The organism is Amycolatopsis vastitatis (genome assembly GCF_002234595.1).
GTDB lineage: Bacteria > Actinomycetota > Actinomycetes > Mycobacteriales > Pseudonocardiaceae > Amycolatopsis > Amycolatopsis vastitatis.
The window spans coordinates 1-26,543 of record NZ_NMUL01000013.1 but is presented as its reverse complement, the minus strand read 5'-3'; the positions used below and the strand labels follow the sequence as shown (position 1 = coordinate 26,543).

Here is a 26,543-nt window from a genome sequence, read left to right as displayed (position 1 = left end):
TCATGAAGCCCGTCGAAGTGAGTGTCCTCGCCTCGGACCCGATCACGCAGGCCGGCGCGGTGAGCCTCCTGGAAACGCATCCGGACGTCCGGGTCACCGACCTCGTGCCGGACGTGCTGCTGGTGATGGAGGACCACGTCACCGAGGCGGTGCTGGGCCAGATCCGCGCGGCCAAGGCGTCCCACGTCGTGCTGGTCGTCGAGCACTTCCGCGAGAGCGAGCTGATGGCGGCGCTGGAGTGCGGGGTGGTGGCGATCCTGCCGCGCCGCGAGACGGGCGGCGCCGAGCTGGTGACGGCGGTGCTCGCCGCGGGTGACGGCACGGCGAACCTGCCGCCGCGGCTGCAGGGCGCGCTGCTGGCGCAGGTGCAGCGGATGCGCAAGGACGTCCTGGAACCGAACGGGCTCACGCTGTCCGGGCTCGCGGCCCGCGAGTGCGACGTGCTGCGGCTGGTCGCCGAGGGCTTCGGGACCGAGGAGATCGCGGCGAAGCTGTGCTACTCCGAGCGGACCGTGAAGAACGTCCTCTACGGCCTGATGACGCGGTGCGGCCTGAACAACCGCGCCCACGCCGTCGCCTACGCGCTGCGGGCGGGCGCCATCTGAGACGTTTTTGTTGCCACTGTCACCTTTCGGTGGGCTAGTGTCCCGATCATGGTGCTGACCGCAGTGGACATCGCGGCTTCCGTCCGGGCCGGGAAGCTCGACCCGGTGGACGTCGTGCAGGAGGCGCTCGACCGGATCGCGGCGGCGGACGGCGTCGTGGGCGCGTTCCGCCGGGTGCGGGCCGAGGAGGCGCTGAAGGAGGCCGGGGAAGTCGCCGCACGGCTCGACCTCGCGTCGCTGCCGCTGGCCGGGGTGCCCGTCGCGGTCAAGGACGTCACGGAGATCGCGGGCGAGTTCGCTTCGCACGGTTCACTCGCGGGCCCGTCGTCCCCGGCGGATTCGGACGGCGTGATCGCGGCGCGGCTGCGGGCCGCCGGCGCGGTCCTGGTCGGCCTGACGCGCGTGCCGGAGCTGTGCATCTGGCCGATGACCGACACCCCGGACGGCATCGCCCGCAACCCGTGGGACCCGACGTACGCCTCGGGCGGCTCGTCCGGCGGCAGCGCGGCGGCGGTGGCGGCCGGCCTGGTCCCGCTGGCGCACGGCTCGGACGGCCTGGGCTCGATCCGCCTCCCGGCGGCGATGTGCGGGCTGGTCGGGCTGAAGCCGGGCGCGGACCTGCTGCGCGAAGGCGGCTGGTTCGGCATGTCGGTGCACGGTCCGCTAGCCACGACGGTCGCCGACGCGGCGGTCCTGCTCTCGGTGCTGGCGGACGTGCCTTCGCTGGCTTCGGTGCCATCGCCGTCGGCTGTGCGCATCGGGATGTCGACGACGGTGCCGTTGCTGCACACGCCGGTACCGAAGGAGCTGGTGGCGGCGGTCTCCACCGCGGCAGGCCTCTTGGCGTCCGCCGGTCACGTGGTGTCTCCGGCAGCACCGAAGTACCCGGCATCGATGGTCCTGGGCATGACGGCCCGCTGGCTGGCGGGCCCGGCAGCCCAGGCCGAGGACTTCGACTTCGGCCGTCTGCAACGCCGGACGCGGGCGCACGTCCGGGCGGGCCGGTGGATCCAGCGAGCGGGCCTGATCCGCGAACGCACACGGCAGCGCTGGCTGTCGCGGGCGGAGGAGTTCTTCGCGTCGCACGACATCCTGATGACGCCGACGCTGTCGCACTGGCCGGTGAAGGCGGGCCGCTGGCACGAGCGCCGCTGGCTGTCGAACGTCGTGCCGTCGACGCGTCTGGCCGGCTTCACGGGCCAGTGGAACCTGGCGGGCTACCCGGCGATCACGGTCCCGATCGGCCGGTCCGCGGTGTCGGGCCTGCCGACGTCGGTCCAGCTGGTGGCGCGGCAAGGCGGCGAGTCACTGCTCCTGGGCCTGGCGGCCCAGCTGGAGTCGGCCAACCCCTGGCCCCGCACGGCGCGCAACTGAACTACCCCAATGTGGCGTTGGGTGCGTTGGACGCACCGAACGCCACATTGGGGCGCTTGGGCACCCGTCTTGCGCGAGCCCGAAACTGTCGGTGCCCACCGGTAGCGTGGAAAACGGGGGCTGCTCAGACGGCCTCGCGACCGGGTCAGGAACCCGGCTTGCTCCCCGTCGGGGAGAGCGGCTTCGCGCCGTTGCCGTTTCCGTTCGCCGGCTTGGTCGCCGGGCCGTTCTGCTTCGCGGGTGCATTGCCCGGCTTCGGCGCCGGAGTCGCCTTCGCTGCCTGAGGCGCGGGCTTCGGAGCCGAAGCCGGAGCAGCCGCCTTCACCGAAGCCTTCATCGAGGCCGGGATCGACGGCTGGACCACCGGGACCACCGGCGCGGCCGGCGTCGTGGCCGACTCCGCGTCCGCGTCGCCGCCGACCAGCTTCGACGCCTGGGAGATCACCGCTTCCTCCGGCAGCGTCGCGAGCTGCGTCTCGCTGCGGTTGAGGATGTCCTCCGCCATCGCCAGGCTCTTGCGCGCCTGCTCGCGGATCTCCGCCAGCCGCTCGACCTTGCGGTTGGCCACCGTCGTGCGCTGGGCCGCCTGGGTCGTCGCCTCGTCGAGCCGGCGCTTGGCCTCCGCCGTCGCTTCGTCGAGACGCCGCTTCGCCTCGGCCGTCGCCTCCGCGATCCGGCGCTCCGCCTGGTTCTTGCTCGCCGTGCGCTGGTCGGCGATGTGCTTCTCCAGCGACGCCCGCTGAGCCGACTGGGTCGCCTCGAACTCGCGCTCGATCTTCCGCCGCTTCCGCTCCGCCTCGTTGTCCAGCAGCTCGCGCCGCTGGGCCGCCTCGACGGTCAGCCGCTGCACCTCGGCCCGCGTCTCCGCCAGCGCGCTCTCGTGCTCGGAGTGCAGCAGGTCGGCCTGCTTGTCCAGTTCCTCGACCAGCTTCGTGTACCGCTCACGCAGCTTCTTCGACGCCTCGGTCGACGACGCCCACGTCTTCTCCGCGGCGGCCTCGGCGCGCTTGATGATCTCGTCCGCGCGCGCCTGGGCGAGCGTGACCGTGCGCTGCATCCGCTCGTCGAGGTCCTCGAGCCGCTCCGGCGGCTTCTTCAGCTCCTCGATGCGCGCTTCCAGGGCAGCCACCTGCTGCCGGACGGACTCGGCTTCGCGCTTCGCGGCCGCGGCCTGCGCCGCCGCGGCGTCGCGCTCGCTGAGCACCCGGCGCAGCTGGGCTTCGATGTGGTCGAGGTATTGCCGGACCTCGTTGCGGTCGAAACCGTGCCAGGCCTGGGTGTACTCACGACGAAGGGGGAGGAGGCCGTTGAGGGCGGTTGCGGCGGGGTCGCGCTCAGGAACCATGCGCCCGACCGTACCCGGGCACCCGCCGCCTCCGCCGTCCGGCTTAACGAATCACCAACACGTGTCGCCGTGTCGCCGGATTGGCCGCACCCTTGAAACGCAGAGTTACCAGTGGAATCCGCGCGAAAGCCGCGCCAAGGCCATCGCCGCGCGCGAGAGGTGTTTCTCGCCACGTCCGATCTTGAGTTCGCCCGAACCGCCCGCGGCGGTCGAATCCGGGAAGATCCGGAAACCCTGGTACGCGATCGCGTCGGTGAGCCCCGGCGTGAGCGTGTACGCCACCCCGATCGCCTGCCCGGCCGGGGTGCCGATGTGCTTCGGCCGCTCGACGAGCGCCTTCATCACCATGTCCGCGGCCTGTTCCGGCGACTTCGTCGGGAACGCGTCGTAGATCTTCGTCGGGCGGATCATCGGCGTGCGCACCAGCGGCATGTGGATCGTGGTGAAGGTGATCCCGTCGCCGTGCGTCTCGGTCGCCGCGATCCGCGAGAAGTAGTCCAGCGCCGCCTTCGACGCCGCGTACGCCGAGAAGCGCGGCGCGATGCCCTGGACGCCGATCGACGACACGTTGACGATGTGCCCGAACTTCCGCTCCGACATGTGCGGCAGCACCGCGAGGATCAGCCGGACGGCGCCGAAGTAGTTGATCGCCATCGCGCGCTCGTAGTCGTGCATCCGGTCGTAGGACAGCTTGATCGACCGGCGGATCGACCGGCCGGCGTTGTTGACGAGCATGTCGATCCGGCCGTGCTCGGCCAGCATCGCGTCGACGGCCTTGTGCACCGAGTCTTCGTCGGTGAGGTCGGCCGGGTAGACCGACGCCGTGCCGCCGGCGGCGACGATCTCGTCGCGGACCTCTTCCAGCTCGTGCTGCCGCCGCGCGACGAGCAGCGGGACACCGCCCGCGGCCGCCACCTTCAACGCCGTCGCGCGGCCGATGCCGGACGACGCGCCGGTGATGATGACGCGGCGGCCGTCCAGCTCGCCGCGCGGGCCGTGCTTGCGCGCGCGGAACGGGTCGAGGTGCTCGCGCCAGTAGCGCCACAGCGTCGGCGCGTACTCCTCCAGCCGCGGCACGTCGACCGTGCCCGCGAGGGCCTTGCGCGTCTCGGCCGAGGAGAACACCGACGGGAACGCCATGGTCTCCAGCAGCACCGGCGGGATGCCGAACCGTTCCATCACGGCGTCGCGGGCGATGGTGACGCCGGGGATGTGCTCGGTCAGCTTGACCAGCCCGACGATCCGCTTCGAAATGCCTTCGCCCAGCTGGACGGTGATGGTCGGTGCGCCCGCGGCCTTCGCGAAGGCGTTGTACACCGAGACGACCGGCTGCGGCTCGGGGTTGACCAGGTGGAACGCGTGGCCGTCGAGCCCCGGCTTGACCACCAGCTCCAGCAGCGCTTCGGCGACGTAGTCGACCGGCACGATGTTGGTGTCGCCGAGGTCCGGGCCGACGAGCGGCAGCACGTCCGGCAGCCCGGCGAGCCGGTTGATCGCCGGGAAGAGGTAGTACGGGCCGTCGATCTTGTCCATCTCGCCGGTCTCGGAGTGCCCGACGACGACGGCGGGCCGGTACACCCGCCACGGCACCCGCTCCTGCTCGCGGACGATCTTCTCGGCCTCGAACTTGGTCCGGTGGTACGGCGTCACGAGCCGCTGGCCGGCGTCGAACATCTCCTCGGTGAAGACGCCTTCGTGGTCGCCCGCGACGGCCACCGACGACACGTGGTGCAGGCAGCCCGCGCGCAGGTCCGCGGCCAGGTCGACGACGGCCTGGGTGCCGTCGACGTTGGCCTTGACGCTGGCTTCGTCGTCGGCGGTGAGGTCGTAGAGGGCCGCGAGGTGCACGACGTGGTCGACGCTGCCGCGCAGCTCGTCGCGGTCGGCTTCGGACACGCCGAGCAGCGGCTCGGCGAGGTCGCCGGTGACGAGCGTGACGCGGTCGGAGTGCGGCCACTGGTCGACCAGCGCGGCCAGCTTGGCCCGCGAAGACGCGCGCACGACGAGTGCCACGCGGTCGTCGTCGGGACGGGAAAGCAGCAGCCGGGTGAAGTGACGCCCGATCAGTCCGGTCGCCCCGGTCACCAAGAACGTCGCCATCTTCCTCACACCTCTCGCTCCCACAGCCCTGACCCTGGGCATTCTGCTGCATGCGGAGGCGCACGACCACCGGTTCGAAACGTGATGTTACCCACGAGTAACTTAGGCCGGGTCCGCGATGACGACGCGGTTCTCCTCGTAGCCGTCCGATCCGCCGACCCAGCGGCCGCCGCACGTCACCAGCACCACGCGGTGCGGGCCGGACGGGCCGAACAGGTAGTCGGCGCGGGCGGCCAGGTCGCTCTTGTGCACCGTGACCAGCTGCGAGATCCGGTACCGCCACGTCTTGCCCGAACTGTCCACAATGGTCACATCGGTGCCGATCCTGGCGTTCCACAGCTCGGCGAACGGCCCGGTCGCGCCCCGCCAGTTCACGTGGCCGGCGAACACGCTCGCCCCGCCCGCCGCGTCGAGTGACGCGCCCCACCACGTCGCCTGCCCGAGGTCCGTGGGCACCGGCAGCTCGCCGCCCGGGCCGAGGTCCTTGCGCACCAGCGTCGCCGTCCCGCCGGCGGGCAGCCGGACGGTCCCCGGCCGCTGCGGCGGCGGGGACGGTGGTGGCCCGGCCGATGACGGCGTCTGCGCGGCGGGCGCGGCTCCAGGCGCGGGAGCGGTGGCCGTCGGGGATGGGGACGGCACCGGGGCCGCGGCTCCCGCCGCCCCCGCGGCGGGCAACGCCGTGCCGGTCACGACCACAGGTGGCGCGGTGAGCACGGTGGGGCCGAACTGCACGGCGAGCACCGTCGCCGCGCCGAGGGCGAAGCCGGCGAGCAGCCGGCGCCGCCCGGGCTTCGGCGCGGGCGGATCCGGGGCGCCGCCGGGCGGCTCGACGTCGACGGCCGCCCAGCCGATGCCCCGGTGCCATTCGTCGACGAACCAGTCCTCGCCCTGCCAGTCGCCGCCGTGGTTCGCCACGCCGGTTACCGCCGGGACGCTCGCCGCGCGGCGACGCCGATCAGCCCGGCCGCCAGCAGCACGAGCAGGCCGAGCCCGGCCAGGCCCGGCACGGAGTAGCTCGTCTCGACGACACCCTGCGCCCGCGCGACCGGCTGGTCGCCGGCCGGGATCGCGCGCGGGACCTCGTTCGGCTTGTTCGTCACGGTCAGCGCGAGCGTCTCGCCCGGCTGCAGGGTGCCGCACGCCGACGGCGGGTTCTGCGGGTCGTAGGCGTTCGTGTACCCCGGCGGCGGGCTCGCCTCGACGACGCAGATCTCCTGCGGGGCGCGGAGGTTCTCGACCGTCACACCGCCGGTCTTGCCGTCGGTGGTGACGACCGCGGGCTTGCCGTCGGCCCCGGTGAGCGGCTTGCCGTCCTGGTCGAGCGCCGCGGACGTCTTGTCCTTGCCGGTGATCCGCAGGACCGCACCGCCGACGCCCGCGCCGGTCTTCGCGTCCGTCTTGGTCACCTGGACCTTGCCGGGCTTGGCGACGTTGACGACGCCCTGGGCGGTCAGTTCCTTCTCCCCGCCGGTGGAGACCACGCGCTGCACGTCGGTGTCGATCGGCAGCCGGACGTAAGGCCGGTCGGCCGGCGCGGACAGCGAGGCCACCAGCTTCGGCCGGTCGCCGGTCGGAGTCAGCTTCACGCGCACGGTGCCGTCGGCGGCGGTCTTGAGCGTGACGTCCTTCGCGGCGGCCTGCGGGCTCGCGTTGCCCGCGGCGCTGTCCGCCTTCTCACCGTCGAAGGTGGCGGCGGTCGCCGTCAGTTTCACCGCGACGCCCGGGACGCCTTTGCCGTGGGCGTTCTTCACGGTGGCGGTCCACTCGGCCGCTTCGCCGAGGTGCTGGGCGCCCTTGGGCGTGGTCACCGAAGCGGTCCACGGCCCGCGGTTGGTTTCGGCGTCCGTCTTCAGCCGCTCGACGGCGTCGGCCGCGGCCCGGAAGTTGCGTTGCATGAAGTCGAGGTGCCCCCGCGCGTCGTAGGCGATCTTGTCCGCGGACAGGCCCGGGTTGAGGTCGGCCGTCGTGCGCGGCGGCGCGGTCCACGAGTGCAGCAGGTGCGCGAGCGCGGTCGCCTCGTCCGGGTTCTTGGTGCCGCCGTAGCGCAGCAGCAGGTACGAGATGTTCGCGGCTTGGTCGGCGGGCAGCTTCGTGCCCCACTTCGTGAGCAGCTCGTCGCCGGGCTTGTACTGCTGGTCGGTGTCCGGCGCCCGGAGCAGGAAGCTCACGCAGAACACCTGCTGCCCGCCGACGACGTACGACCCCAGCCAGACCTGTTTGTCGTCGTGGCCGTCCTGGCCCCCGACGTGGTGCCCGATGCCTTCCTGGACGGCGGCCGCGGCCGGGGCGGCGCCGGCCGTCACGGAAAGCGTGCCGAGCAGGGCCGCGGCGAGGAGTCCGGTGAGCGCGCGAGCACCCGCGCGCGGGCGTGGTGACCACCCCATGATGTCCATGCTCCTTCGTTCGACGCGCGGCAGCGCCCGCGCGTCTCTGCAGGTCACACGACTGATCAAATCCCCGACGCGCATCCGGTGAACGTCCGAGCACGCGAAGTGAGCGTTGCGCCAAGAGGAAAAACTGTGTACCGCTCTTCGGGTGGCTGTCGCCGAACGGTCGTGACCTCTGTCGCTTACCGTGTCATCCGAGGCGGCCGTCCCGCCGTCGAGTAAAGTGGTCTTTACTCGACGGGAACCGCGCGTCCCCGGCGGTCGTTGAACCCGATGCAGCGATGATCCACGAAGCAGCAGATCCAGGAGGATCAGGTGCGTTCCAGTAGCAACCCGGCGTTCCGCAACCTGCCCGGCGGCGGAACCCAGACATATGGGCAGTACGGGCCCCCGGTGGGCTTCAACCAACCCCAGGGCGGCGTGCCGGGGTACGGTCCGGGCCGGGCCGCCTCCGGTGAGGGCGACCGCCCGATGACCGTCGACGACGTCGTCGTCAAGACGGGGCTGTCGCTCGGCACTGCGCTGCTCTTCGGGGTGATCACGGCGATCTGGGCGCAGGTCCAGCTGTCCGAGACCGGCCGGCTGTCCGGCGCGCTCATCGGCGCGATGGTCGGCGGCCTGATCGTCGGCCTCGTCATTTCGCTGGTGATCATCTTCCGCCAGAAGCCCAGCGGGGCGCTGACGCTGACGTACTCGGCCGCCGAAGGCCTGTTCCTCGGGGCGCTGAGCGGCGTGTTCGAGGTGATCTACCCCGGCATCGCGCTGCAGGCGATCATCGGCACCGTGGGTGTCTTCGTCGGCATGCTGGTCGTCTACAAGACCGGTGCGGTCAAGGTCACGCCCAAGCTGACCAAGTGGATCGTCGGCGCCGTCGTCGGTGCGGCGGTCCTGATGCTGTTCAACCTGATCAGCTCGCTGGCCTTCGGCTTCAACCCGCTGCGCGGCGGCGGCACGATGGCCATCATCTTCAGCATCGTCTGCATCGGCATCGCGGCGTTCAGCTTCCTGCTCGACTTCGACCAGGCCGACCGGATGATCCGCGAGGGCCTGCCGTCGAAGTGGGCCTGGTACACCGCGTTCGGCCTGATGACGACGCTGGTCTGGCTGTACCTGGAGATCCTGCGGCTGCTCTCGTACCTCCGCGACTGACCCTGGCTCACTCTTCCGCGACGAAGGCGCTCCGTAACCAACGGGGCGCCTTTTTCGTCAGTTGTTCGCGCGTTTGTGGACCCCGGTGCGGACCGTGCTCACCCTGCGTGTTTGATGTGCCGGTCGGTTCTTATTTCACATGTGTGAGGTTCACAGTGAGCGTTCCCCCTCCGGCCCCCGGGGGCCAGCAGCCGGTGGGTCAGCCCGATCCCTACGGTCCGCCTCCGGGCGGCCAACCGCAGCAGCCGTACGGCCAGCAGCCGCAGTACGGCCAGCCGCAGCCGCAGTACGGCCAGCCGGGTGCCTACGGCCAGCCGCCGCAGGGCCAGCCCGGCCAGCCCGGACCGTACGGGCCGCCGCCCGGGCAGTTCCCGCCCGGTCAGGGGTTCGCCGGTGGCCAGCCGGGCTTCCCGCCCGCGCCGCCGGCTCCGCCGAAGAAGTCGAAGGCCCTGTGGATCCGCCTCGCCGTTCTCGCGGTGATCCTGGCCGTCGGCGGCACGGTGGCGGTCATCAGCTTCATGAACTCGCCCGAAAGCTCCAACGTCGGTGACTGCCTGAAGATCACCGAGTTCAAGTCCGGTGCCGAGCCGAGCAAGGCCGACTGCAACGACGTGAACGCGAACGTGAAGATCGCCGCCCGGCTGGACGGGGCGGGCGACCAGTGCCCCGGAACCGGGGACGGGGCTTACGACACCTACACCGTCAGCGGCCGCACCTCGTACAAGCTGTGCCTGATGATCAACGCGAAGCAGGGCGACTGCCTGGCGAACTTCTCTTCGCAGACGCAGGGTTACAAGAAGGTCCCCTGCTCCGACCCGAGCAAGGACGCCGAGCTGGTCAAGGTCGTCAACGGCCAGGCGGACAAGAGCGTCTGCGAGGGCACCGACGCCACCCGCGTCGCGATCTACCCCGAGCCGGCGACGACGATGTGCGTCAAGACGAACGAGAGCTGATAGCCGCACCACACGACGAAGGCCACCGCGCGCCGCGGTGGCCTTCGTCGTGCCTGGGGGTCAGGAGAGGCGTTCGAGGACCATCGCCATGCCCTGGCCGCCGCCGACGCACATCGTCTCGAGGCCGAACTGCTTGTCGTGGTGCTGCAGCGAGTTGATCAGCGTCGAGGTGATCCGGGCGCCGGTCATGCCGAACGGGTGGCCGACCGCGATCGCGCCGCCGTTGACGTTCAGCCGGTCCAGTTCGATGCCCAGGTCCCGGTAGGACGGGATGACCTGCGCCGCGAACGCCTCGTTGATCTCGACGAGGTCGATGTCGCCGATGGACAGCCCCGCGCGCGAGAGCGCCTGCTTGGACGCCTCGACCGGGCCGTAGCCCATGATCTCGGGCGAAAGCCCGGTGACGCCGGTCGAGACGATCCGCGCCAGCGGCGTCAGGCCCAGCTCACGCGCCTTCGTGTCGGACATGACGACCAGCGCCGCGGCGCCGTCGTTGAGCGGGCAGCAGTTGGCCGCGGTGACCCGGCCGTCCGGGCGGAAGACCGGCTTCAGCCCGGAGACACCCTCGACGGTGACGCCGGCGCGCGGGCCGTCGTCCTTCGAGACGACCGTGCCGTCCGGCAGCGTCACCGGCGTGATGTCCTTGGCCCAGAAGCCGTCCGCGATGGCCTTCTCGGCGAGGTTCTGCGAGCGGACGCCGAACTCGTCCATCTCCTCGCGCGTCACGCCCTTCAGCCGCGCGAGGTTCTCCGCGGTCTGGCCCATCGCGATGTAGACGTCCGGGACGTTGCCCTCGGTGCGCGGGTCGGTCCAGGTGTCGGTGCCGGACTCGGCGGTCGCCTTAGTGCGGCCTTCGGCGTCGGCGAACAGCGGGTTGTGCGTGTCGGGCCAGGAGTCCGAGCTGCCTTTGCCGAACCGCGAGACGGTCTCGACGCCGGCCGAGATGAAGACGTCGCCCTCGCCGGCCTTGATCGCGTGGAACGCCATCCGGGTGGTCTGCAGGCTGGAGGAGCAGTAGCGGGTGATCGTGCAGCCGGGCAGGTGGTCGTAGCCGAGCTCGACGGCGACCGCGCGGCCCATGTTGAACCCGGACTCGCCGCCGGGCAGGCCGCAGCCCAGCATCAGGTCGTCGATGTCGGCGGGGTCGAGCTGCGGCACCTTGGCCAGCGCCGCCTGGATCATCTGCACGGTCAGGTCGTCGGGCCGCATGCTGACCAGCGAGCCCTTGTTGGCGCGCCCGATCGGCGAGCGCGCGGTGGAGACGATGACGGCTTCGGGCATGACGGACACATCCTCGTATCGGCTGTCACTAAGCGGTTGCTCACATACTGCCGCGTAGCGGGCCGGGGAGAAAGCCGGAGGCGGTGTGAGCTTCGCGGGAAGGCCGCGTAACGCGCACCCGCGACGGCGCGACCGCCTGGGTACAGGGGGCGATCCCGCTGTGGAGGCGACCGGAGGGATGTCCGCCATGAGGGTTCCGCCGCCCGGCAGCGGTGCCGGTCGCAGGCTGCCCCACGCCGGTGAGCTCTTCACCGACCGCGAGAGCGAGTCCAAGGCGTTCAAGAAGTCCTTGGCCGAGTTCCGCCGGCAAATCGAGCGCGACGACGAGGCCGGGGTCGCCCGCCGGAACGTCCTGGCCTTCTACGGCCTGGGCGGCATCGGCAAGACGACCCTCTCCGAACGGCTCGACGCCTGGGTCGGCCGCCGCCTCCCGCTGGTCAACGGCTGGGGGCCACCGCCGCCCACGAAGGTCGACGCCACCGCGCGGATCGACCTGCACGGCTCGGCCGGGCAGCTCGACCTGACCGGCGCCCTCATCGCCCTCCGCGCCGGCGTGGGGAAGTTCCGGAAGCGCTGGCCCGTGTTCGACCTCGCCTTCACCGCCTACTGGTCGGCCGTGCACCCCGGCGAGTCCCTTCCCCGGTTCGCCGCGCGGGAGGACATGGATGCCGCCATCGGGGACATCGTCAAAGACGTCCTCAGCGATGTCGGGTCTCTGGCCGACCTGGCCGTGGGCGCCGGTGCGGGGCTTGCCGTGCGCGGAGCCCGGAAGCTGGTCGGCGAGCTCCGGCGGCGTCGCGACCTGAACCTCGCCATCGGGGCCTTTGCCGGTTTCGAGGACTTCCTTCTGCGGTGCGCCGACGAACCCGGCCCCACGGACCCCCGGCCCGACCTGGTGTGCGAGCTCGCGGCGACCCTGTCGTGGGAGATCGCCACCCGCGAGCCCGGCCGGGTCCTCGTGGTGTTCGTCGACACGACCGAGCGGCTCAAGCTCGATCCCCGGCGGGTGGCCGAACGGCACCTGAACACCCTGGTCCACGGCATGCCGAACGTCCTGTTCGTCCTCACCGGCCGGGATGTGCTCGACTGGCACGACGAGACCAGGACCGAGCTGCCGCACCGCGGGCCGTGGACCTGGCCCGGCCTCGTGCCGGGGGCCGGCGGCGAGCCGCGGCAGCACCTCGTCGGCAACCTGTCCCCGTCGGACACGCGGGAGCTGATCCGGCTGAGCCGCGGTCAGCTCGACTTGCCGATGAGCGACGAGGTCGTCGAAGAGCTGGTCACGGCGTCGCGGGGGCTGCCGCAGTACATCGAAGTGGCCCGCCAGGTGGCCGTCTCCGTCAAGGACTCCGGGCAGGGCAGGCAGGTGCGGGCGTCGGACGTCACCGGCTCCCTGGGGTCCCTCGTCCTGCGCGTGCTCGACGACGTCCCCGCCGACGAGCAGCGCGCCATCCGGGCCGCCTGCCTGTTCCGCGTCTTCGACACGGGCCTGATCGCCGCGGCCGCGGACGTCGACCACGGGTGCGCCGAGCGTGCCGTCCTCCGCCCGATGATCGACCGGCACGAGGGCGAGCGGTTCCCGTACCGGATGCACGACGCGGTCCGCGAAGCCATTCGCCACACCGACTTCCAGGTCTCGGGCGGCTGGTCGGACCGCGACTGGCGGCTCGCCGCCGCGCGTGCCGTCGCGGCGGCCCGCGAACTCCACGACGGCGCCGAACACCGCGAGGACGACGACCGGCTGATGTCGGCCCTCGCGATCGCCATCGGCGTCGTCTGCGACCAGGAAACCGACATCGAGCCGGCCGGCAGCCCGAACTACGAAGACTGGCTCACGCGCGCCATCGTGTTCGCCCCGTCGATCCAGGGGCTGCGGTCCCGGGTGCCCGGTGCCAGCCGGACCGGGTACGGACGGCACGTCCTCGACTTCATTTCCGGCAAGTCCATCGAGGTACCGCTGGAGGAGCGGCTGCGCCTGCTCCGGTCGGTCTTCGACTCGGACCACCCGCTCCGGCTGCCCGCCGGGCGGCACCTCGGGTACACGTTGAAGGTGCTGCGCCGCTGGGACGAAGCGCTCGCCGTGTTCGACGAGGTGGTCCGGCTCGCTCCCACCCGGGTGAACCGGCGGCAGGGTCCCCTGACCCTCAGCTTGGCGAGGCGCTTCGAGGACGCCCGGCAATGCGGCGGCGAGGTGCCCGACCTAGTCCGCCTCGCCGAGTACGCGCACGGCCGTCCCGAGAGCTACTTCGCCGAGATCGGCGAGAAGATCGAGCGGCTCCAGACCGCCCGCCGCCGACGGGAAGCCCTCGAAGACCGCGGCGACCTCCTCGCCCGGAGGGTCTTCTTCCACGCCGAAGTCGGCGGCCAGGAGGTTGCGGACCTCCTGGCCGAGGGCGAGCGGGTAGGGCACGTCCTGGCGATCCGCAACGCCCTGCTCAGCACGGTCCTGCACCACGACGCGGACCCCACGACGATCTCCGTGGCGCTCGAGCGGCTGGAGAACTTGGAGCGGGCCTCGGCGGCGGCCGGGACGATCGAGTTCCGGTACGCGATCGCGGAGTTCTGCGCCGCCGCGATCGCGGGCGACCGGCGCCGCCTCGAAGACCTGCGGACGAAGGTGAGCCAGATCGGCTTCCGGACCCGCTCCTGGATACCCGTGGAGTGCTTCTTCGCCTCGGTCGGCCTGCCGCTGCCCGAAACGCCGACTCAGTGGCTCGAGCCGCCCGAGGAGGTCGGGCGGCGGTGGACCGGCCACTTGGACGCCTACCTCGCCCGGCACGGAGCGACCCGCGAAGAACTCCGGCCGCACTGACCGTTCGCGGGATCCCCGGCGCCCGGAGCTGGCAGGATCAGCCGGGTGGGGACCGAGGACGGCGTGCTGCGGACGAGAACCATCCTGCTGTGGAGTGCCGGGCTGCTGGTGGTGGCCGCGGTCGCCGCGACCCTGCTCCTGGCCCTCCTGGGCGGCGGCCGCCCGGAGGACTCCGCCCGGCTGGACGCCCTGCGCACCGCCGCCAACATCGTCGTCGGTACCGGGGGCGCCGCCGCTCTGCTGCTCGCCGCTCGGCGCCAGCGCTCGGCCGAGCTCGACCTCGTGCAGAAGGACCACGACGCCACCGAGCGCCGGGTCACCGAGATCTACGGCAAGGCCGCCGACCAGCTCGGCAGCGACAAGGCGCCGGTCCGCCTCGCCGGCCTGTACGCCCTCGAACGGCTCGCCGGCGGGTACGAAGAGCACCGGCAGACGATCGTCAACGTCCTCTGCGCCTACCTGCGGATGCCGTTCGAGAACGCCGACGAGAACCTCGAGGAGCTGCAGGTCCGCAAGACCGCCCAGCGCATCCTGCTGCTGCACCTGCGTCCCGGGTCCGCCGAGAAGCCGAACGAAGGCTTCTGGCCGGACATCGACCTCGACTTCTCCGGGGCGACGCTCGTCGCGTTCACCCTCACGCACTGCTCGATCCGGTCGATCACCTGCTACGAGACGAAGTTCTCCGAGCTGACGACCTTCCGCGGCACCGAATTCCGTACCAAAGCCGACTTCAACAAGGCGAGCTTCGAAGACCGCGCCGATTTCCGCGGAACGATTTTCATCGGCGGTTGCGAATCCTTCAACGACGCCGTTTTCGCTGGTCCGGCCGATTTCGGGACGAAGTCCGCCGCCCGGCTCGCCGGTTCCGAAGCGGTGCGAGGATTTCCCCGGAGCTGGCCGCCCGGCTGGGAGGAACGCCCGATCGCCGACCGGCCGGATCGCGCGCAATTGACTCGAAAGGACGATCCGGGGCAACCGGCGCGTCGATAGGATCGTCTCATTGATGCCAGATCGCCATTCCGAGCGGAGGTGAACAGGCGATGTTGAGCCGGCGGGCCGCCTACTGGGCGCCCCTGATCCTGCGGACGGGTTGTCGCACGGTGCCCGGCACCGGGCGGGAGCTCCGGGACGGGATGACGGCTCAGCGTGCGGCGGCCCTCGGGCCGGCACCGGCGTAGACGCGCGGCTTGGTGGCCGCCTCCGGTCTCCGCCGGGCGGTCCGACCCCGCGCTCGCGACCCGTCGCTCCCGACGCGCACCCGGACGACCGCCCGGACCCGGGCCACCCGCGAGTGGACAACGCCACCGGTGGGCCGTTTAGGCTGGTGTCCGTGGAGTACGCAGAGCACATCGCAGACCTCGTGGGCAACACCCCCCTGGTCAAGCTGAACTCGTTGACCAAGGGGCTCAAGCCGCTCGTGCTGGCCAAGGTCGAGTACCTGAACCCGGGTGGCTCGGTCAAGGACCGGATCGCGCTGCGCATGATCGAAGCGGCGGAGCGCTCCGGCGAGCTGCGCCCCGGCGGCACGATCGTGGAACCGACGTCCGGCAACACCGGCGTCGGCCTGGCCATGGTCGCCCAGCGCAAGGGCTACCAGTGCGTGTTCGTCTGCCCGGACAAGGTCAGCGAGGACAAGCGCAACGTGCTCAAGGCCTACGGCGCCCGCGTCGTGGTGTGCCCGACGGCGGTGGCGCCCGAGCACCCCGACTCCTACTACAACGTCTCCGACCGGCTGGTCCGCGAGATCGACGGTGCCTGGAAGCCCAACCAGTACGCCAACCCGCAGAACCCCGAGAGCCACTACCTCTCCACCGGCCCCGAGCTGTGGAAGCAGACGGCCGGGAAGATCACCCACTTCGTCGCGGGCGTCGGCACCGGCGGCACGATCTCCGGCACCGGCAAGTACCTCAAGGAGGTCAGCGACGGCGGCGTGCGCGTGGTCGGCGCCGACCCGGAAGGCTCGGTCTACTCCGGCGGCAGCGGGCGCCCGTACCTGGTCGAAGGCGTCGGCGAGGACTTCTGGCCGGACACCTACGACCGGAACATCGCCGACGAGATCATCGCCGTCTCCGACGCCGACTCCTTCGAAACCACGCGGCGGCTCGCGCTGGAGGAGGGCCTGCTGGTCGGCGGCTCCTGCGGGATGGCCGTCGCCGCCGCGCTGAAGCTCGCCGAGCGGCTCACCGAGGACGACGTCGTGGTCGTGCTGCTGCCCGACGGCGGCCGCGGCTACCTGACGAAGGTGTTCAACGACACCTGGATGTCCTCCTACGGCTTCCTGCCGCCGGACTCCTCGGGCGCGACGGTCGCCGACGTGCTCACGAAGAAGAGCGGCTCGCTGCCGTCCCTGGTGCACTCGCACCCGAACGAGACGGTCGCCGAGGCCATCGCGATCCTCTCCGAGTTCGGCGTCAGCCAGATGCCCGTGGTCAGCGCGGAGCCGCCGGTGATGGCCGCCGAGGTCGTCGGCGCGGTCAACGAGCGCGACCTGCTCGACGCGCTGTTCACCGGCAAGGCGCAGCTGGCCGACCGGCTCGAGCAGCACATGTCCCCGCCGCTGCCGACGATCGGCGGCGGCGAGCAGGTGAGTGCCGCGATGAAGGCACTCGAAGGCGCCGACGGCGCGCTCGTCCTGGTCGACGGCAAGCCCGCCGGGGTCGTCACGCGGCACGACCTGCTGGGGTTCCTGGCCGGTCGCTGACCGAACTTGCTGCTTTTCGGGGGTTCCGGGTGGCGGAGCCCCCGGCCCGGGGCGCAGCCCCGGTTGTTACGCAGAAGGATCCATATCGGCGGACCCGGCAGGGGCGTTACGAGCGCCCTGCCGGGTGATCCGATAGCGTGGACGTGAATAGAACACTTTCGCGTCCTCGTCAAGGGGGTTCAAGACCCACATGAGTGCACCGCAGCCGCCGAACCAGCCGTGGGGTGGCGGCCAGCCACCTCAAGGCCCGCCGAGTGGCCCCCAGCCGCAGCAGGACGATCCGTTCGGCAGCCCGGAACCCACCCAGGTCGTGCAGCCCGGCCAGCCGCCGAGCGGTTCCCCCTTCGGGGAGACGCCGGAGCCGACGCAGGTCGTCCAGCCGGGTGACGGCGGAGCGGGCGCCACCCAGGTGGTCCAGCCGGTCGACGCGAACGCGACCCAGATGGTGCACCCGGTCGGCGGCCCCGTCGCGGAGTCCACTCAGCTGGTGCCGCCGGGTTCGCAGCCCCCGGCGATCCCGTACACCCCGCCGCCGAGCGCGGCCGACAACCCCGCCGCGGCGTTCGGCCGGCAGCAGGGCGGCTTCGGTCAGCAGGGCGGCTACGGCCAGCCCCCGCAGGCCGGGTACGGCCAGCAGCCGGGCTTCGGGCAGCCCGGCCAGCCGCAGCAGGGCTTCGGCGGTCCCGGGTTCGGCGGCCCGCAGCAGCAGCAGCAGGGTTTCGGTGGCCAGCAGCCCTTCGGCGCCGCTCCGGCTTCGGGCGGCAACGCACAGCTGTTCGGCTACGTCGCGGTCGGCCTGCTGGCGGTCTTCGGCCTGCTCGCGCTCGTGTTCTTCTTCGTCGACATGTTCGACTCGAACTTCAGCGACTACACCGACGCGGTCGGCAAGGCCACCGACCAGGAGATCCAGGCGGCGAAGGACGCCGGGCGGTACATCTCCCCGGGGCTGCTGACGATCTACTACATCGCCGCCCTGGTGGGAGCGCTCGCGGCCCTCGCCGCGGCGGTGTTCACGTTCCTGAAGAACAAGATCGCGTCCTTCCTGGCGGCCGGCGGTGGCTTCGTGCTGCTGCTCGCCGGGATCCTGATCATGATCGAGCTCAGCATCGACCTGCCGAGGGGCATCGACCTGAAGTTCGGCAACGGCCAGGCGCTCTACCTCATCGCCGGCGTCTTCGTGCTGGCGATCGGGCTGCTGGGGCTGCTCCCGCAGACCGCGCCGTTCGTCGGCCTCGGCGGTGGCGGCGGCGCCGCGCCGGGCGGGCCGCAGGGCTTCGGTGGCCCGCAGCAAGGATTCGGCGCTCCGCAGCAGGGTTTCGGCGGCCCGCAGCAGCAGGGCGGGTTCGGTCAGCCGGGGCAGCAGCCCGGCCAGGGCTTCGGCCAGCCGCAGCCGGGTTACGGCCCGCCGCCGGGGTACGGGCAGCCGGGCGGACCCAACCCTTCCAGCGGCGGGTTCCCGCAGCCGGGCCCGCCGGGGTACGGCCAGCCGGGCGGACCCAATCCCCCCAGCGGTGGGTTCCCGCAGCCGGGCCAGCCGCCGCAGCCGGGCGGTTTCGGCCAGCAGCCGGGCCAGCCGCCGCACGGCTACCCGCAGCAGCCGGGGCAGCCGCCGCAGGGCTGGGGCACGCCGCCGGGCCAGCAGGGCCCGCCGAGCGGCGGGTTCGGCCAACCGGGCCAGCCGCCGCAGCAACAGCAGTGGTGAACTCCAGACGCGCATTCGTGCCCCGGAGCCGATTCGGCTCCGGGGCACGCTGCATTCACGGCCGGATCCGCAATTGTCCGAAAAGGACAATGGGCTGGGTAGTGCACGCGCCGTGATCGCGTGACAGCATTTCTGCCACTACCGCACATAAATGATCTTGGGTTCCGCCGTCCGGCCGAATTCCGTTCTTTTTCCGGCCTGCTTCCGCCGATTCCGACTAGGGTGAGCGCCGTCGCTCGCGCTCGTCGATGGGGGAGTTGTGCCCGGTCCGCACGGATATCCGGTCTCGCATTCGCATTCGTATTCATCGGCTCGGCCATCCGGAGTAACGGCGGTGCTCGCCGGGGTGCTCGGATTGCCGGCCGCGGTCGCGGCGGGATACGTGCCGGTCAAGATCTTCCTCGACATGCCCGCCGAATTCAGCCTCGGCGCGCTGCCCGGCTGGGTCCTGGCGGACCTCGCCGGCTACCTCGTCGCCGGCCTCGTGCTGCTGCTGGGCTCGCTGGCGACGCTGTTCCGCGCGACGGCGGGCGCGGTCCTGCTGGGCCTGGGCGCGCTGCTGGCCGTCGGCGCGCTGCTGACCGAGCCGCTGTCGGTCGGGGTGCCGCCGGCCCGGTTCGCCGACGCGATGTTCACCCACGGCGGGTTCGCCATGGCCGACCGGGTCGGTCTCGCCGCGCTCGCGGTGCTCGTGCTGGTGCTGGCGTTCCTGCCGCCGACGTTCCGCTACCTGCGCTACCGCACGCCCACGCTGCCGGTCCTGTCCGGCCAGGGCGCGTACTCGTCGCGGAGCTGGTGAGTGGACGTCACGGCCAGGCTGCCCGCGGCCCCGCCGAAGCCCGGCGCGCGAACCGCGGTCGCCGCGGGGATCCTCGCCCTGATCGGCGGGCTGTGGTTCCTGCTGGGCATCTTCTGGGCGAGCCTCGTCCTGGGCTACGGCCAGTCGGACGTGCTGGTCCCCGGCCAGATCACCGACGCCGTCGTCGGCCTGCTGCTCCTGCTCGGCGGAGTCTCGTTGCTTGCGCGCGTGGAGGCGGGCCGGGTGCTGTGCCTGGCGTCCGCGGTCCTCGCGCTGGTCGCGCCGATCGTCGGCACGGTGCTCATCTACCAGCGCATCCTCTTCTTCGTGGGCGGTCCCACGGGGATCGACCCGCTGGTGCCGCGCCGGATCGTCGTGGCGGTGCCGTTCGTGGCCCTGCTGGTGCTCGCGGCGCTGCCGGCCACCCGCCGGTGGACGCGGTACTGAGATCCATCCCACCTGACGGGAATGTTCGGAGCGGCCCGTACGCTGACCCAATGGTGGACGACTACTCCGTACTGGGTTTCGAGACGCGCGCGATCCACGCCGGTCAGAAGCCCGACCCCCGCACCGGCGCCGTGATCGTGCCGATCTACCAGACCTCGACCTACGCGCAGGACGGCGTGGGCGGGACCCGCGAGGGCGACTACGAGTACTCGCGCACCGCGAACCCGACCCGGTCGGCACTGGAGGAGGCGCTGGCCTCGCTGGAAGGCGGCCGGCACGCGCTGGCCTTCGCGTCCGGCATGGCGGCGTCCGACGTGGTGCTGCGCAGTACCCTCCGCCCCGGTGACCACCTCGTGCTCGGCAACGACGCGTACGGCGGCACGTTCCGCCTGATCGACAAGGTGCTCAGCCTGTGGGGCGTCGAGCACACCGTGGCCGATCTCGCCGACCTCGACGCGGTGCGCGCGGCCATCCGGCCCGAGACGAAGCTGATCTGGTGCGAGTCGCCGACCAACCCCTTGCTCGGCATCGCCGACATCGCCGCGCTGGCCAGTGCCGCGCACGAGGCCGGCGCCCGCCTGGTGGTCGACAACACGTTCGCGACCCCGTACCTGCAGAACCCCCTGGCCCTGGGCGCGGACATCGTCCTGCACTCGACGACGAAGTACCTCGGCGGCCACTCCGACGTCGTCGGCGGCGCGATCGTCACGAACGAGGACGAGCTGCGCGAGCAGTTCTTCTTCCTGCGCAACTCCGCGGGCGCGGTGCCGGGGCCGTTCGACGCCTGGCTGACCCTGCGCGGCATCAAGACGCTCGCCCTGCGCATGGACCGGCACAGCGACAACGCCGAGCGCATCGTGCAGGCGCTGGTCAACCACCCCAAGGTGGCGAAGGTCTACTACCCGGGCCTGCCGGAGCACCCCGGCCACGAGATCGCGGCCAAGCAGATGCGCCGCTTCGGCGGGATGGTCTCGTTCAGCCACGTGGACGGCGAGGAGGCGGCGCTGGAGGTGGCGTCGCGCACGAAGCTGTTCATCCTCGCCGAGTCGCTCGGCGGCATCGAGTCGCTGATCGAGCACCCGGGCAAGATGACCCACGCGAGCACGGCGGGCTCGACCTTGCAGGTCCCGGCCGACCTGCTGCGCCTCTCGGTCGGCATCGAGGACGGCCGCGACCTGGTCGCGGACCTGCTGGCCGCTTTGGGCTGAAACCCGGACCAACGAAACGGCGCCGGAGAACTCCGGCGCCGTTTCGTGTTTCCGCAGGTCAGGGGTTGTAGTTGCCGTGCACGACGCCGCCGCTCTTCGGGGTGCCGGCGGCCGGCAGGCTCGAGCCGTCGACGCAGCCGCCGACCAGCTCGACGTGGCTGTCGTGGCGGATGTACTGGGCCGGGGCGCCGCAGCCGGCGCTGTCCACGGTGAGGTACGCCGCGCCGGTCAGCGCGGCCGCCGACGCCAGGCCGATCACGAGCGGGAGCAGGCCGGCGGAGCGGGTGGCGCGAGCCCTTCGGGCCGTCTTCGCGTCGTTCCCCGATGCCATGGTTGCTCCTTGTTTACCGCGTGTTGACGCGACCCAGGGTACCCGGCTCGCGGTCCGGTCAACCTGTGGAGTTCCTGAGTGGCATCATCCCGGCCATGGAACTCGTCACCCTCGAGCGGATCCGCGCCGCCCGGGAGCTCCTCAATGGAGTGACCCGGGTGACGCCGATGGAGCACGCGCGCGACCTGCGCAAGCTCCACGGCGGCCCGGTGCACCTGAAGTGCGAAAACCTGCAGCGCACGGGGTCGTTCAAGATCCGCGGCGCCTACACCCGCATCCACGGCCTCACCGTGGACGAGCGCGAGCGCGGTGTCGTCGCGGCCAGTGCCGGGAACCACGCGCAGGGCGTCGCGCTGGCGTCGTCGCTGCTCGGCATCCGGTCCACCGTCTTCATGCCGCTGCGGGCCCCGCTGCCGAAGCTCGCCGCGACCCGCGGGTACGGCGCCGACGTCCACCTCCACGGCGCGCTGCTGGAGGAGACCCTCGCTGCGGCGATCGAGTTCGGCGAGCGGACCGGGGCGGTGTTCATCCACCCCTTCGACCACCCGGACGTCATCGCCGGCCAGGGCACGGTCGGCCTCGAGATCCTCGAGCAGGTGCCGGGGGTGAAGACCGTCCTGGTCGCCACCGGCGGTGGCGGGCTGGTCGGCGGGGTCGCGTCGGCGGTGAAGGCGCTGCGCCCGGACGTCCGCGTGGTCGGCGTCCAGGCGGAGGAGGCCGCGGCCTACCCGCCCTCGCTGGCCGCGGGCGCGCCGGTGCGGCTCGGGCAGACCGCCACCATGGCCGACGGGATCGCCGTCGGCGAGCCCGGCCTGGTCAGCTTCGCCCACGTCGAATCGCTGGTCGACGACGTCGTGACGGTGACCGAACAGTCCCTGTCCCGCGCGGTGCTGCTCTGCCTGGAGCGGCGGAAACTGGTGGTCGAGCCGGCCGGTGCCGCGTCGGTCGCCGCGCTGCTGCAGCACGTGGGCGCGTTCGAGCCGCCGGTCGTGGCCGTCCTCTCCGGCGGCAACGTCGACCCGGTGCTGCTCCTGCGGATCATCCAGCACGGCATGACGGCGGGCGGCCGCTACCTGCGACTCAAGCTGCGGGTCCCGGACCGTCCCGGCTCCCTGGTCGGCGTGCTGTCCTGCGTCAGCGAACTGGGCGCGAACGTGCTCGACGTCGAGCACTCGCGCATCTCCGGCACCCTCGACCTCGGTGAGGCCGACGTCGAGCTGGCCCTGGAAACCCGCGGCCCGGAGCACTGCAAGGAGCTCGAGATCGCGCTGACGAACGCGGGTTACACCGTGGTCTAGCTCAGCTCTCCGGTGATCGCCGCCAGCGCCAGGTCCCTGGCCGGTTCCGGGACGTCGGCGGGGGCGGTGAAACGGCGGGCCCGGATGTGGGCGAGGAGGTCCGGGTCCGGCGGCACGCCGTGTTCACGCAGGTAGTACGCCACCGCGCCGGGCCAGGCCCAGGCGCCGTCGGTGCGGAAGTTCATCGGGACCGCGTCCGTGCGCTCCGGCGCGAACGCATCCGGGCCGTTGCTGCGCGAAGCGAGGATGACCGGGCCCGCGTCGAGGTACGCCAGCACCCGTTCGGCCTCCGCCGGGGCGAGCGGCTGACGGCGGATGAGCGGACGCCCCGACGCGTCCACGCCGTCGTAGATCCGCGGTGTGCGGACTTCCCCGCCGGCGACCAGCGGCGTCAGCCCGGCGCGCTCCCGCAGCCACCCGGGGATGTGCTCCTCGGCCCGCGGGAAGAACCGCAGCTCGTCCTGGAAGCCGATCGGTGGCGGTGGCCGCCGGAACGGCGGTTCGAGGTCCGGCCGCACGAACTCGGCGTCGGGGGATTCCAGCCCCGGTTCGAACACGAGGATCGCGCCCAGCCAGGTGCCGAGGCCGGGCCGGTACATGCCCGACCGCAGCACGCCGAGCAGCCGCACGGCTTCCGGGTGCGGCGACACCGGCCGGGGCACCCCGTCCGGCCCGGTCACCAGCAGGTCGGTCTCGACGTGCCGGCCCGCGGCGCGGTACTCGATCCGCACCTGCCGCCACCCGGGCGGCAGGGGGGCCGTCAGCACCGCGCCGATCTGCCGGACCAGCTCGTGCTGCTGGTCCGGTCCCGGCGGCTGGGTCATCTACCGGATCCTTTCGGGCGTCGGGTGGCTCACGTCGAGTGCTCGCCGACCCACGAGCCGGTGAGGAGGTTCGCGGGCAGGTACTCCGACTCGACCTCGATGGTGACGCCCACGTCGCGGGCCAGGCAGGCGATGGCCAGCGGCCCGAGCGCGACGTACCCCTGCGGGCTGTTCCGCTCTTCCTCCGTGGACCAGTAGCGCCGGTGCAGCTCCAGGGCGTTGTAGAGGGAGTCGTTGAACTTGGCGTCGTCCCGCTGGGTGAGGTGGTAGAACATCTCGATCGGCGGGTAGTAGCGCTGGAGGACGGCGTCGGGGTCGAGCTGCCGGAGCCCGGCCGGGTCGGTGCCCGCCATCGCGGCCAGGATCCGGTCCACGAGGCCCTCGCCCCGCGTCCAGTACGTCTGCAGCGCGTCCACCCAGGAGTAGACGAACTCGTCGTACTCGATCGTGGACGCGCGCAGCAGGTCCTGCGGGATCGAGGAAAGCAGGTCGATGCGCGGCCGTTCCCGGCAGATCATGGCCAGCCACAGTGCGTCCAGCCACATCGTGGCGTTGCCGTACATGTTCGGCCCGACCGCCGGCCGGCGGAGGGTTTCCTCGCCGAACCGGAACTCGATTTCGCCCTCGGTCCGGCTCGTCGCGAGGAACAGGGCCGCGCCCGCCTGCATGGCGTGCACGGTGGCCTCCCACGTGTCGAGCCAGGCCGCCCGCGGGTCGCCGATCAGGCGGAGCCCCAGCTCTTCGAGCGAGCGGGTCATCGCCATGCGCAAGCCGCCCGAGTGCGGGCTCTGCTCGATCACCTTCGGGAGTTTCCCGAATCCCTGCTCGAGGACCTTGACGCGTTGTTCGGCGGCCGCCTCGTCGACCGGGTGCCTGCTGACGCTACGCACGATTGCGGTCTCTTCCCCTGTCGTCGTTCATCGGCTCGTGACGTTCATGTCGAAGTGCTTGAGGTTGTAGCCACCGTACACGGGCTTTTTCACCGGTTTCCCGTTCTCGATGACCGGCTGCCCATCGGTTCCGACCACCACTTCCTCACGCACCCTGGCCTTCGCCACCGAATAGTCGAGCTGGCCGAGCTCCTTCGCCATCTCCAGGTCGTCGGCGAGCGCTTGTTCCGCGGGCGTCCCGTTCTTCCGCATGTTTTCGATGACGCTGTCGACGTAAAGCGGGTGTCCCTGTTCGTAGTTGGTTTTCCCGTCGAGGCCCTTTCGGGTGCCGAGTTCGGCGTTCGGGCCTTTCGCCTCGACGATCACGTGCCGCGTCTCGCCGGTCGTCCGGTCGGTGACCTCGTAGATCTGGTCGAACCGGCCCGCGCCGGGCTTCTGCCCGCCGCCCGGACGCGTGTCGTCGCCGTGGATCGCCGGGTCGGGCAGTTCCTTGACGTCGTACCGGTCGGGCGGGTACCGGTCGGCCACCGCGTCGCTCGCGGCGTGCTCGCCGAGTTCTTCGCCGTAGTCGGTCCGGGCCTTGTGCGCCGCGGCGCGCTGTTCCTCCAGCTCGTCGGTCAGCGTTTCGGCGTCGCGGTGCGCCCGGTACTCCTTCTCGACGTCCCGCGCGTGCGCGTTCGCCTCGGCCCGGTCGTCTATGAGCTGCTGTGCCCGGTCCTTCTGCGCCTGCGTCGACTTGTGCTCGACCTCCGGGATGTCGTCCCGGTACTGCGCGGGGACGTAGTCGTCGGACTTCGTCTCGAACCGGTCGCCCGGGTCCTTGTCCGTGTCTTCCCGGATCTTTTCGACGCGTTCGCCGTTGTGGTCGTACTGCTCGGCGTTCTTGCGCTTGAACTCGCCGTTGGTGTCCGGCCCGTCGTAGTACTTGTTGCGGTAGTCGGTGTCGTTGATCTTCTCCTTCATCGACGCCGCCGGCTGCCGGGTCTCGATCTCGACCGGCTCGGCCGGAATCGGGCGGCGGCCGCGTTCCACGGCGTCGTCGGCGTCGATGTCGTGCTTGTGCGACTCGTGCGTGTCCGGGGTGAAGCCGTCCTCGCCGGCGGGGTGCACCGAGCCGTCCGGGTGGTGGGTGTTCCACTCGCCGTCCGGCGGGATCCGCGGCCGCATCCGGCCGTCCGGGCCGATTTCGTAGTCGGAGGAGAAGACGCGGCCGTGCGAGTCGGTCCACGCGGGCTTGGTCGGCGCCATGACCTCGGTGTCCAGCTCACGCGACAGCCGGTGCGCGAAGTCGTTGGAACTGGCGTCGCACCCGATCAGGCGGATCGGGCGGCCGTCGTAGTCGGCGTTGCGGCGCAGGATGTCGGCGAACTCTTCCGGCGTGTAGAGCCGGTTGCCGATCCGCGCGTGCCCGTCCGGGGTGACGTGCACGTCGACGGTGTAGCGCCCGTCCGCGTCCGGCCGCACCCGGTGCGGCAGATCGCCCATCTCGGGGTCCCCGGCGTGGTAGGAGCTGCCCGACGGGGTGCTTTCGGCGTGCCGCGCGTTGACCTCGTCCGGGGTGAGCGGCGCGGAGTCACCGTGGTGCGGCGGGGTGCCGTCCGGGTCGTGGGGGCCGTTTTCGTGCGGGCCGTGCCCGGACGCGGGGTCGTGCGGGCCGCCGGGACCGTTGTGTCCTGGGCCGCCGGGACCGGTGTGGCCCGGGCCGTTGTGTCCGGGGCCGCCGGGCCGGGTGCCCGGGCCCGGGGTGCGGGTGTCCGGGCCGTGCGTGCCGGGGCCGAAGCCGCGGGCAGCGGGCGCGGGGGCGTCGGGCGTGCGGGGGCGGCCTTGGGGCAGGTCACCGCCGGTGCGAGGCCGTCCGGGCGCGTCGACGTGCGGTGTGTGGGCCCCGGGACTGCCCGGGGTGCCGGTCCAGCCGCCGCCACCGCCGGTGCGGGGCGAACCGCCGCCGGGTGCGCCACCGGGTGGCATGCCGCCGCCCATCATGGGCTGGCCACCCTGCGGCGGGATGCCGGAGGCGGCGCCGTCGCCACCCCGCGGCGACGGGAACTGGGTGCCGGGATCCCCGGTCCGCGGAGTGGTGGGCGCGGTGCCGCTGGCGGAGGTGGTCCCGTCCGCCCGCGGCGGCGCGGCACTGCTGGGGGTGTCGGCGCCGGCGTGCGAGCCGGGCGCATCGGCCCGCGACGCGGGCGCCGACCCGGAGTGCGCGGGGTTGCCGCCGTCGGCATGGCTTGGTGAGCCGGAGTGAGCCGGGCTGCTGTCGCCGCCGCGGGCCGGAGACGGGCTTGAGTCGCCTGCGTGGGACGGAGTGTTGTCGCCGCCGCGGGTGGGCGACGGGCC

At 71.9% G+C, this 26,543-nt stretch carries 21 protein-coding genes; 12 read left to right on the top strand and 9 right to left on the bottom strand.

What is annotated here, in order from left to right; translation table 11 throughout:
• Positions 1-2: 2 nt before the first annotated feature.
• Positions 3-605 (top strand): helix-turn-helix transcriptional regulator, encoded by a 603-nt coding sequence (locus tag CF165_RS17075; protein ID WP_093948520.1) that lies wholly within the window; start codon positions 3-5, stop codon positions 603-605.
• 48 nt (positions 606-653) lie between these two features.
• Positions 654-1,979 (top strand): amidase, encoded by a 1,326-nt coding sequence (locus CF165_RS17070; protein ID WP_093948519.1) that lies wholly within the window; start codon positions 654-656, stop codon positions 1,977-1,979.
• A 145-nt stretch (positions 1,980-2,124) separates the two neighbouring features.
• Here CF165_RS17070 and CF165_RS17065 read toward each other — a convergent pair whose 3' ends face one another.
• The 4 genes from CF165_RS17065 to CF165_RS17050 all read right to left on the bottom strand — a co-directional run bounded on the left by CF165_RS17065 (position 2,125) and on the right by CF165_RS17050 (position 7,808).
• Positions 2,125-3,324 (bottom strand): coiled-coil domain-containing protein, encoded by a 1,200-nt coding sequence (locus tag CF165_RS17065; RefSeq protein WP_093948518.1) that lies wholly within the window; start codon positions 3,322-3,324, stop codon positions 2,125-2,127.
• Between the two features lie 105 nt (positions 3,325-3,429).
• Positions 3,430-5,424, bottom strand: a complete 1,995-nt coding sequence (locus CF165_RS17060; RefSeq protein ID WP_093948517.1) for an SDR family oxidoreductase — start codon at positions 5,422-5,424, stop codon at positions 3,430-3,432.
• Between the two features lie 102 nt (positions 5,425-5,526).
• Positions 5,527-6,339, bottom strand: coding sequence for a class F sortase (locus CF165_RS17055; protein WP_093948516.1), 813 nt, complete (start codon positions 6,337-6,339; stop codon positions 5,527-5,529).
• Positions 6,340-6,344: 5 nt separating this feature from the next.
• Entirely contained in the window at positions 6,345-7,808 is a 1,464-nt protein-coding gene (locus CF165_RS17050; protein ID WP_093948560.1) for an MSCRAMM family protein, read from the bottom strand.
• Positions 7,809-8,126: 318 nt separating this feature from the next.
• Here CF165_RS17050 and CF165_RS17045 point away from each other — a divergent pair, with 318 nt between their 5' ends.
• Together CF165_RS17045 and CF165_RS17040 are read left to right on the top strand one after the other, a co-directional pair.
• Positions 8,127-8,960, top strand: a complete 834-nt coding sequence (locus CF165_RS17045; RefSeq protein WP_093948515.1) for a Bax inhibitor-1/YccA family protein — start codon at positions 8,127-8,129, stop codon at positions 8,958-8,960.
• 155 nt (positions 8,961-9,115) lie between these two features.
• Positions 9,116-9,913, top strand: a complete 798-nt coding sequence (locus CF165_RS17040; RefSeq protein WP_240521641.1) for an LppU/SCO3897 family protein — start codon at positions 9,116-9,118, stop codon at positions 9,911-9,913.
• Between the two features lie 60 nt (positions 9,914-9,973).
• Here CF165_RS17040 and CF165_RS17035 read toward each other — a convergent pair whose 3' ends face one another.
• A complete protein-coding gene (locus CF165_RS17035; RefSeq protein WP_093948513.1) occupies positions 9,974-11,194 on the bottom strand; it encodes an acetyl-CoA C-acetyltransferase in 1,221 nt (406 codons plus the stop codon).
• Positions 11,195-11,381: 187 nt separating this feature from the next.
• Here CF165_RS17035 and CF165_RS17030 point away from each other — a divergent pair, with 187 nt between their 5' ends.
• From CF165_RS17030 to CF165_RS17000, 7 genes are all read left to right on the top strand, one after another.
• The gene (locus CF165_RS17030) at positions 11,382-14,006 is read left to right on the top strand and encodes a hypothetical protein (protein WP_143268604.1); all 2,625 of its coding nucleotides are present in this window, start codon (positions 11,382-11,384) and stop codon (positions 14,004-14,006) included.
• Between the two features lie 45 nt (positions 14,007-14,051).
• Entirely contained in the window at positions 14,052-14,996 is a 945-nt protein-coding gene (locus CF165_RS17025; RefSeq protein WP_093948511.1) for a pentapeptide repeat-containing protein, read from the top strand.
• A 340-nt stretch (positions 14,997-15,336) separates the two neighbouring features.
• Positions 15,337-16,707: a cystathionine beta-synthase gene (locus CF165_RS17020; protein WP_093948559.1), complete on the top strand. Its 1,371-nt coding sequence runs from the start codon at positions 15,337-15,339 to the stop codon at positions 16,705-16,707.
• 190 nt (positions 16,708-16,897) lie between these two features.
• A complete protein-coding gene (locus CF165_RS17015; protein ID WP_240521640.1) occupies positions 16,898-18,409 on the top strand; it encodes a hypothetical protein in 1,512 nt (503 codons plus the stop codon).
• Positions 18,410-18,755: 346 nt separating this feature from the next.
• A complete protein-coding gene (locus tag CF165_RS17010) occupies positions 18,756-19,208 on the top strand; it encodes a hypothetical protein (protein WP_093948558.1) in 453 nt (150 codons plus the stop codon).
• Entirely contained in the window at positions 19,209-19,655 is a 447-nt protein-coding gene (locus CF165_RS17005) for a hypothetical protein (RefSeq protein ID WP_093948509.1), read from the top strand.
• A 50-nt stretch (positions 19,656-19,705) separates the two neighbouring features.
• Entirely contained in the window at positions 19,706-20,863 is a 1,158-nt protein-coding gene (locus CF165_RS17000; RefSeq protein WP_093948508.1) for a cystathionine gamma-synthase, read from the top strand.
• Positions 20,864-20,921: 58 nt separating this feature from the next.
• On the opposite strand, the gene CF165_RS16995 is transcribed toward CF165_RS17000, so the two are convergent.
• Positions 20,922-21,194, bottom strand: a complete 273-nt coding sequence (locus CF165_RS16995; protein WP_093948507.1) for a hypothetical protein — start codon at positions 21,192-21,194, stop codon at positions 20,922-20,924.
• 95 nt (positions 21,195-21,289) lie between these two features.
• Here CF165_RS16995 and ilvA point away from each other — a divergent pair, with 95 nt between their 5' ends.
• Positions 21,290-22,492 (top strand): threonine ammonia-lyase, encoded by a 1,203-nt coding sequence (ilvA, locus tag CF165_RS16990; protein WP_093948557.1) that lies wholly within the window; start codon positions 21,290-21,292, stop codon positions 22,490-22,492.
• Here the strand turns inward: ilvA and CF165_RS16985 are convergent.
• The 3 genes from CF165_RS16985 to CF165_RS52650 all read right to left on the bottom strand — a co-directional run.
• Complete coding sequence (locus CF165_RS16985) at positions 22,489-23,316, bottom strand: ferredoxin (RefSeq protein WP_093948506.1); 828 nt, start codon at positions 23,314-23,316, stop codon at positions 22,489-22,491. The two genes, ilvA and CF165_RS16985, sit on opposite strands and share 4 nt — an antisense overlap.
• Positions 23,317-23,345: 29 nt before the next feature.
• Entirely contained in the window at positions 23,346-24,206 is an 861-nt protein-coding gene (locus tag CF165_RS16980; protein WP_093948505.1) for an immunity 49 family protein, read from the bottom strand.
• 27 nt (positions 24,207-24,233) lie between these two features.
• A partial coding sequence (locus CF165_RS52650; protein ID WP_500676262.1) for a DUF8616 domain-containing protein occupies positions 24,234-26,543 on the bottom strand: 2,310 nt, incomplete at its 5' end.

What these genes read in the sequence shown, in the direction of transcription:
- CF165_RS17030 (WP_143268604.1), top strand. Translation starts at nt 11,382, where the DNA reads ATGAGGGTTCCGCCGCCCGGCAGCGGTGCCGGTCGCAGGCTGCCCCAC.
- CF165_RS16995 (WP_093948507.1), bottom strand. Translation starts at nt 21,194, where the DNA reads ATGGCATCGGGGAACGACGCGAAGACGGCCCGAAGGGCTCGCGCCACC.
- CF165_RS17000 (WP_093948508.1), top strand. Translation starts at nt 19,706, where the DNA reads ATGGTGGACGACTACTCCGTACTGGGTTTCGAGACGCGCGCGATCCAC.
- CF165_RS17060 (WP_093948517.1), bottom strand. Translation starts at nt 5,424, where the DNA reads ATGGCGACGTTCTTGGTGACCGGGGCGACCGGACTGATCGGGCGTCAC.
- ilvA (WP_093948557.1), top strand. Translation starts at nt 21,290, where the DNA reads ATGGAACTCGTCACCCTCGAGCGGATCCGCGCCGCCCGGGAGCTCCTC.
- CF165_RS16985 (WP_093948506.1), bottom strand. Translation starts at nt 23,316, where the DNA reads ATGACCCAGCCGCCGGGACCGGACCAGCAGCACGAGCTGGTCCGGCAG.
- CF165_RS17015 (WP_240521640.1), top strand. Translation starts at nt 16,898, where the DNA reads ATGAGTGCACCGCAGCCGCCGAACCAGCCGTGGGGTGGCGGCCAGCCA.
- CF165_RS17070 (WP_093948519.1), top strand. Translation starts at nt 654, where the DNA reads ATGGTGCTGACCGCAGTGGACATCGCGGCTTCCGTCCGGGCCGGGAAG.
- CF165_RS17065 (WP_093948518.1), bottom strand. Translation starts at nt 3,324, where the DNA reads ATGGTTCCTGAGCGCGACCCCGCCGCAACCGCCCTCAACGGCCTCCTC.
- CF165_RS17035 (WP_093948513.1), bottom strand. Translation starts at nt 11,194, where the DNA reads ATGCCCGAAGCCGTCATCGTCTCCACCGCGCGCTCGCCGATCGGGCGC.
- CF165_RS17075 (WP_093948520.1), top strand. Translation starts at nt 3, where the DNA reads ATGAAGCCCGTCGAAGTGAGTGTCCTCGCCTCGGACCCGATCACGCAG.
- CF165_RS17050 (WP_093948560.1), bottom strand. Translation starts at nt 7,808, where the DNA reads ATGGGGTGGTCACCACGCCCGCGCGCGGGTGCTCGCGCGCTCACCGGA.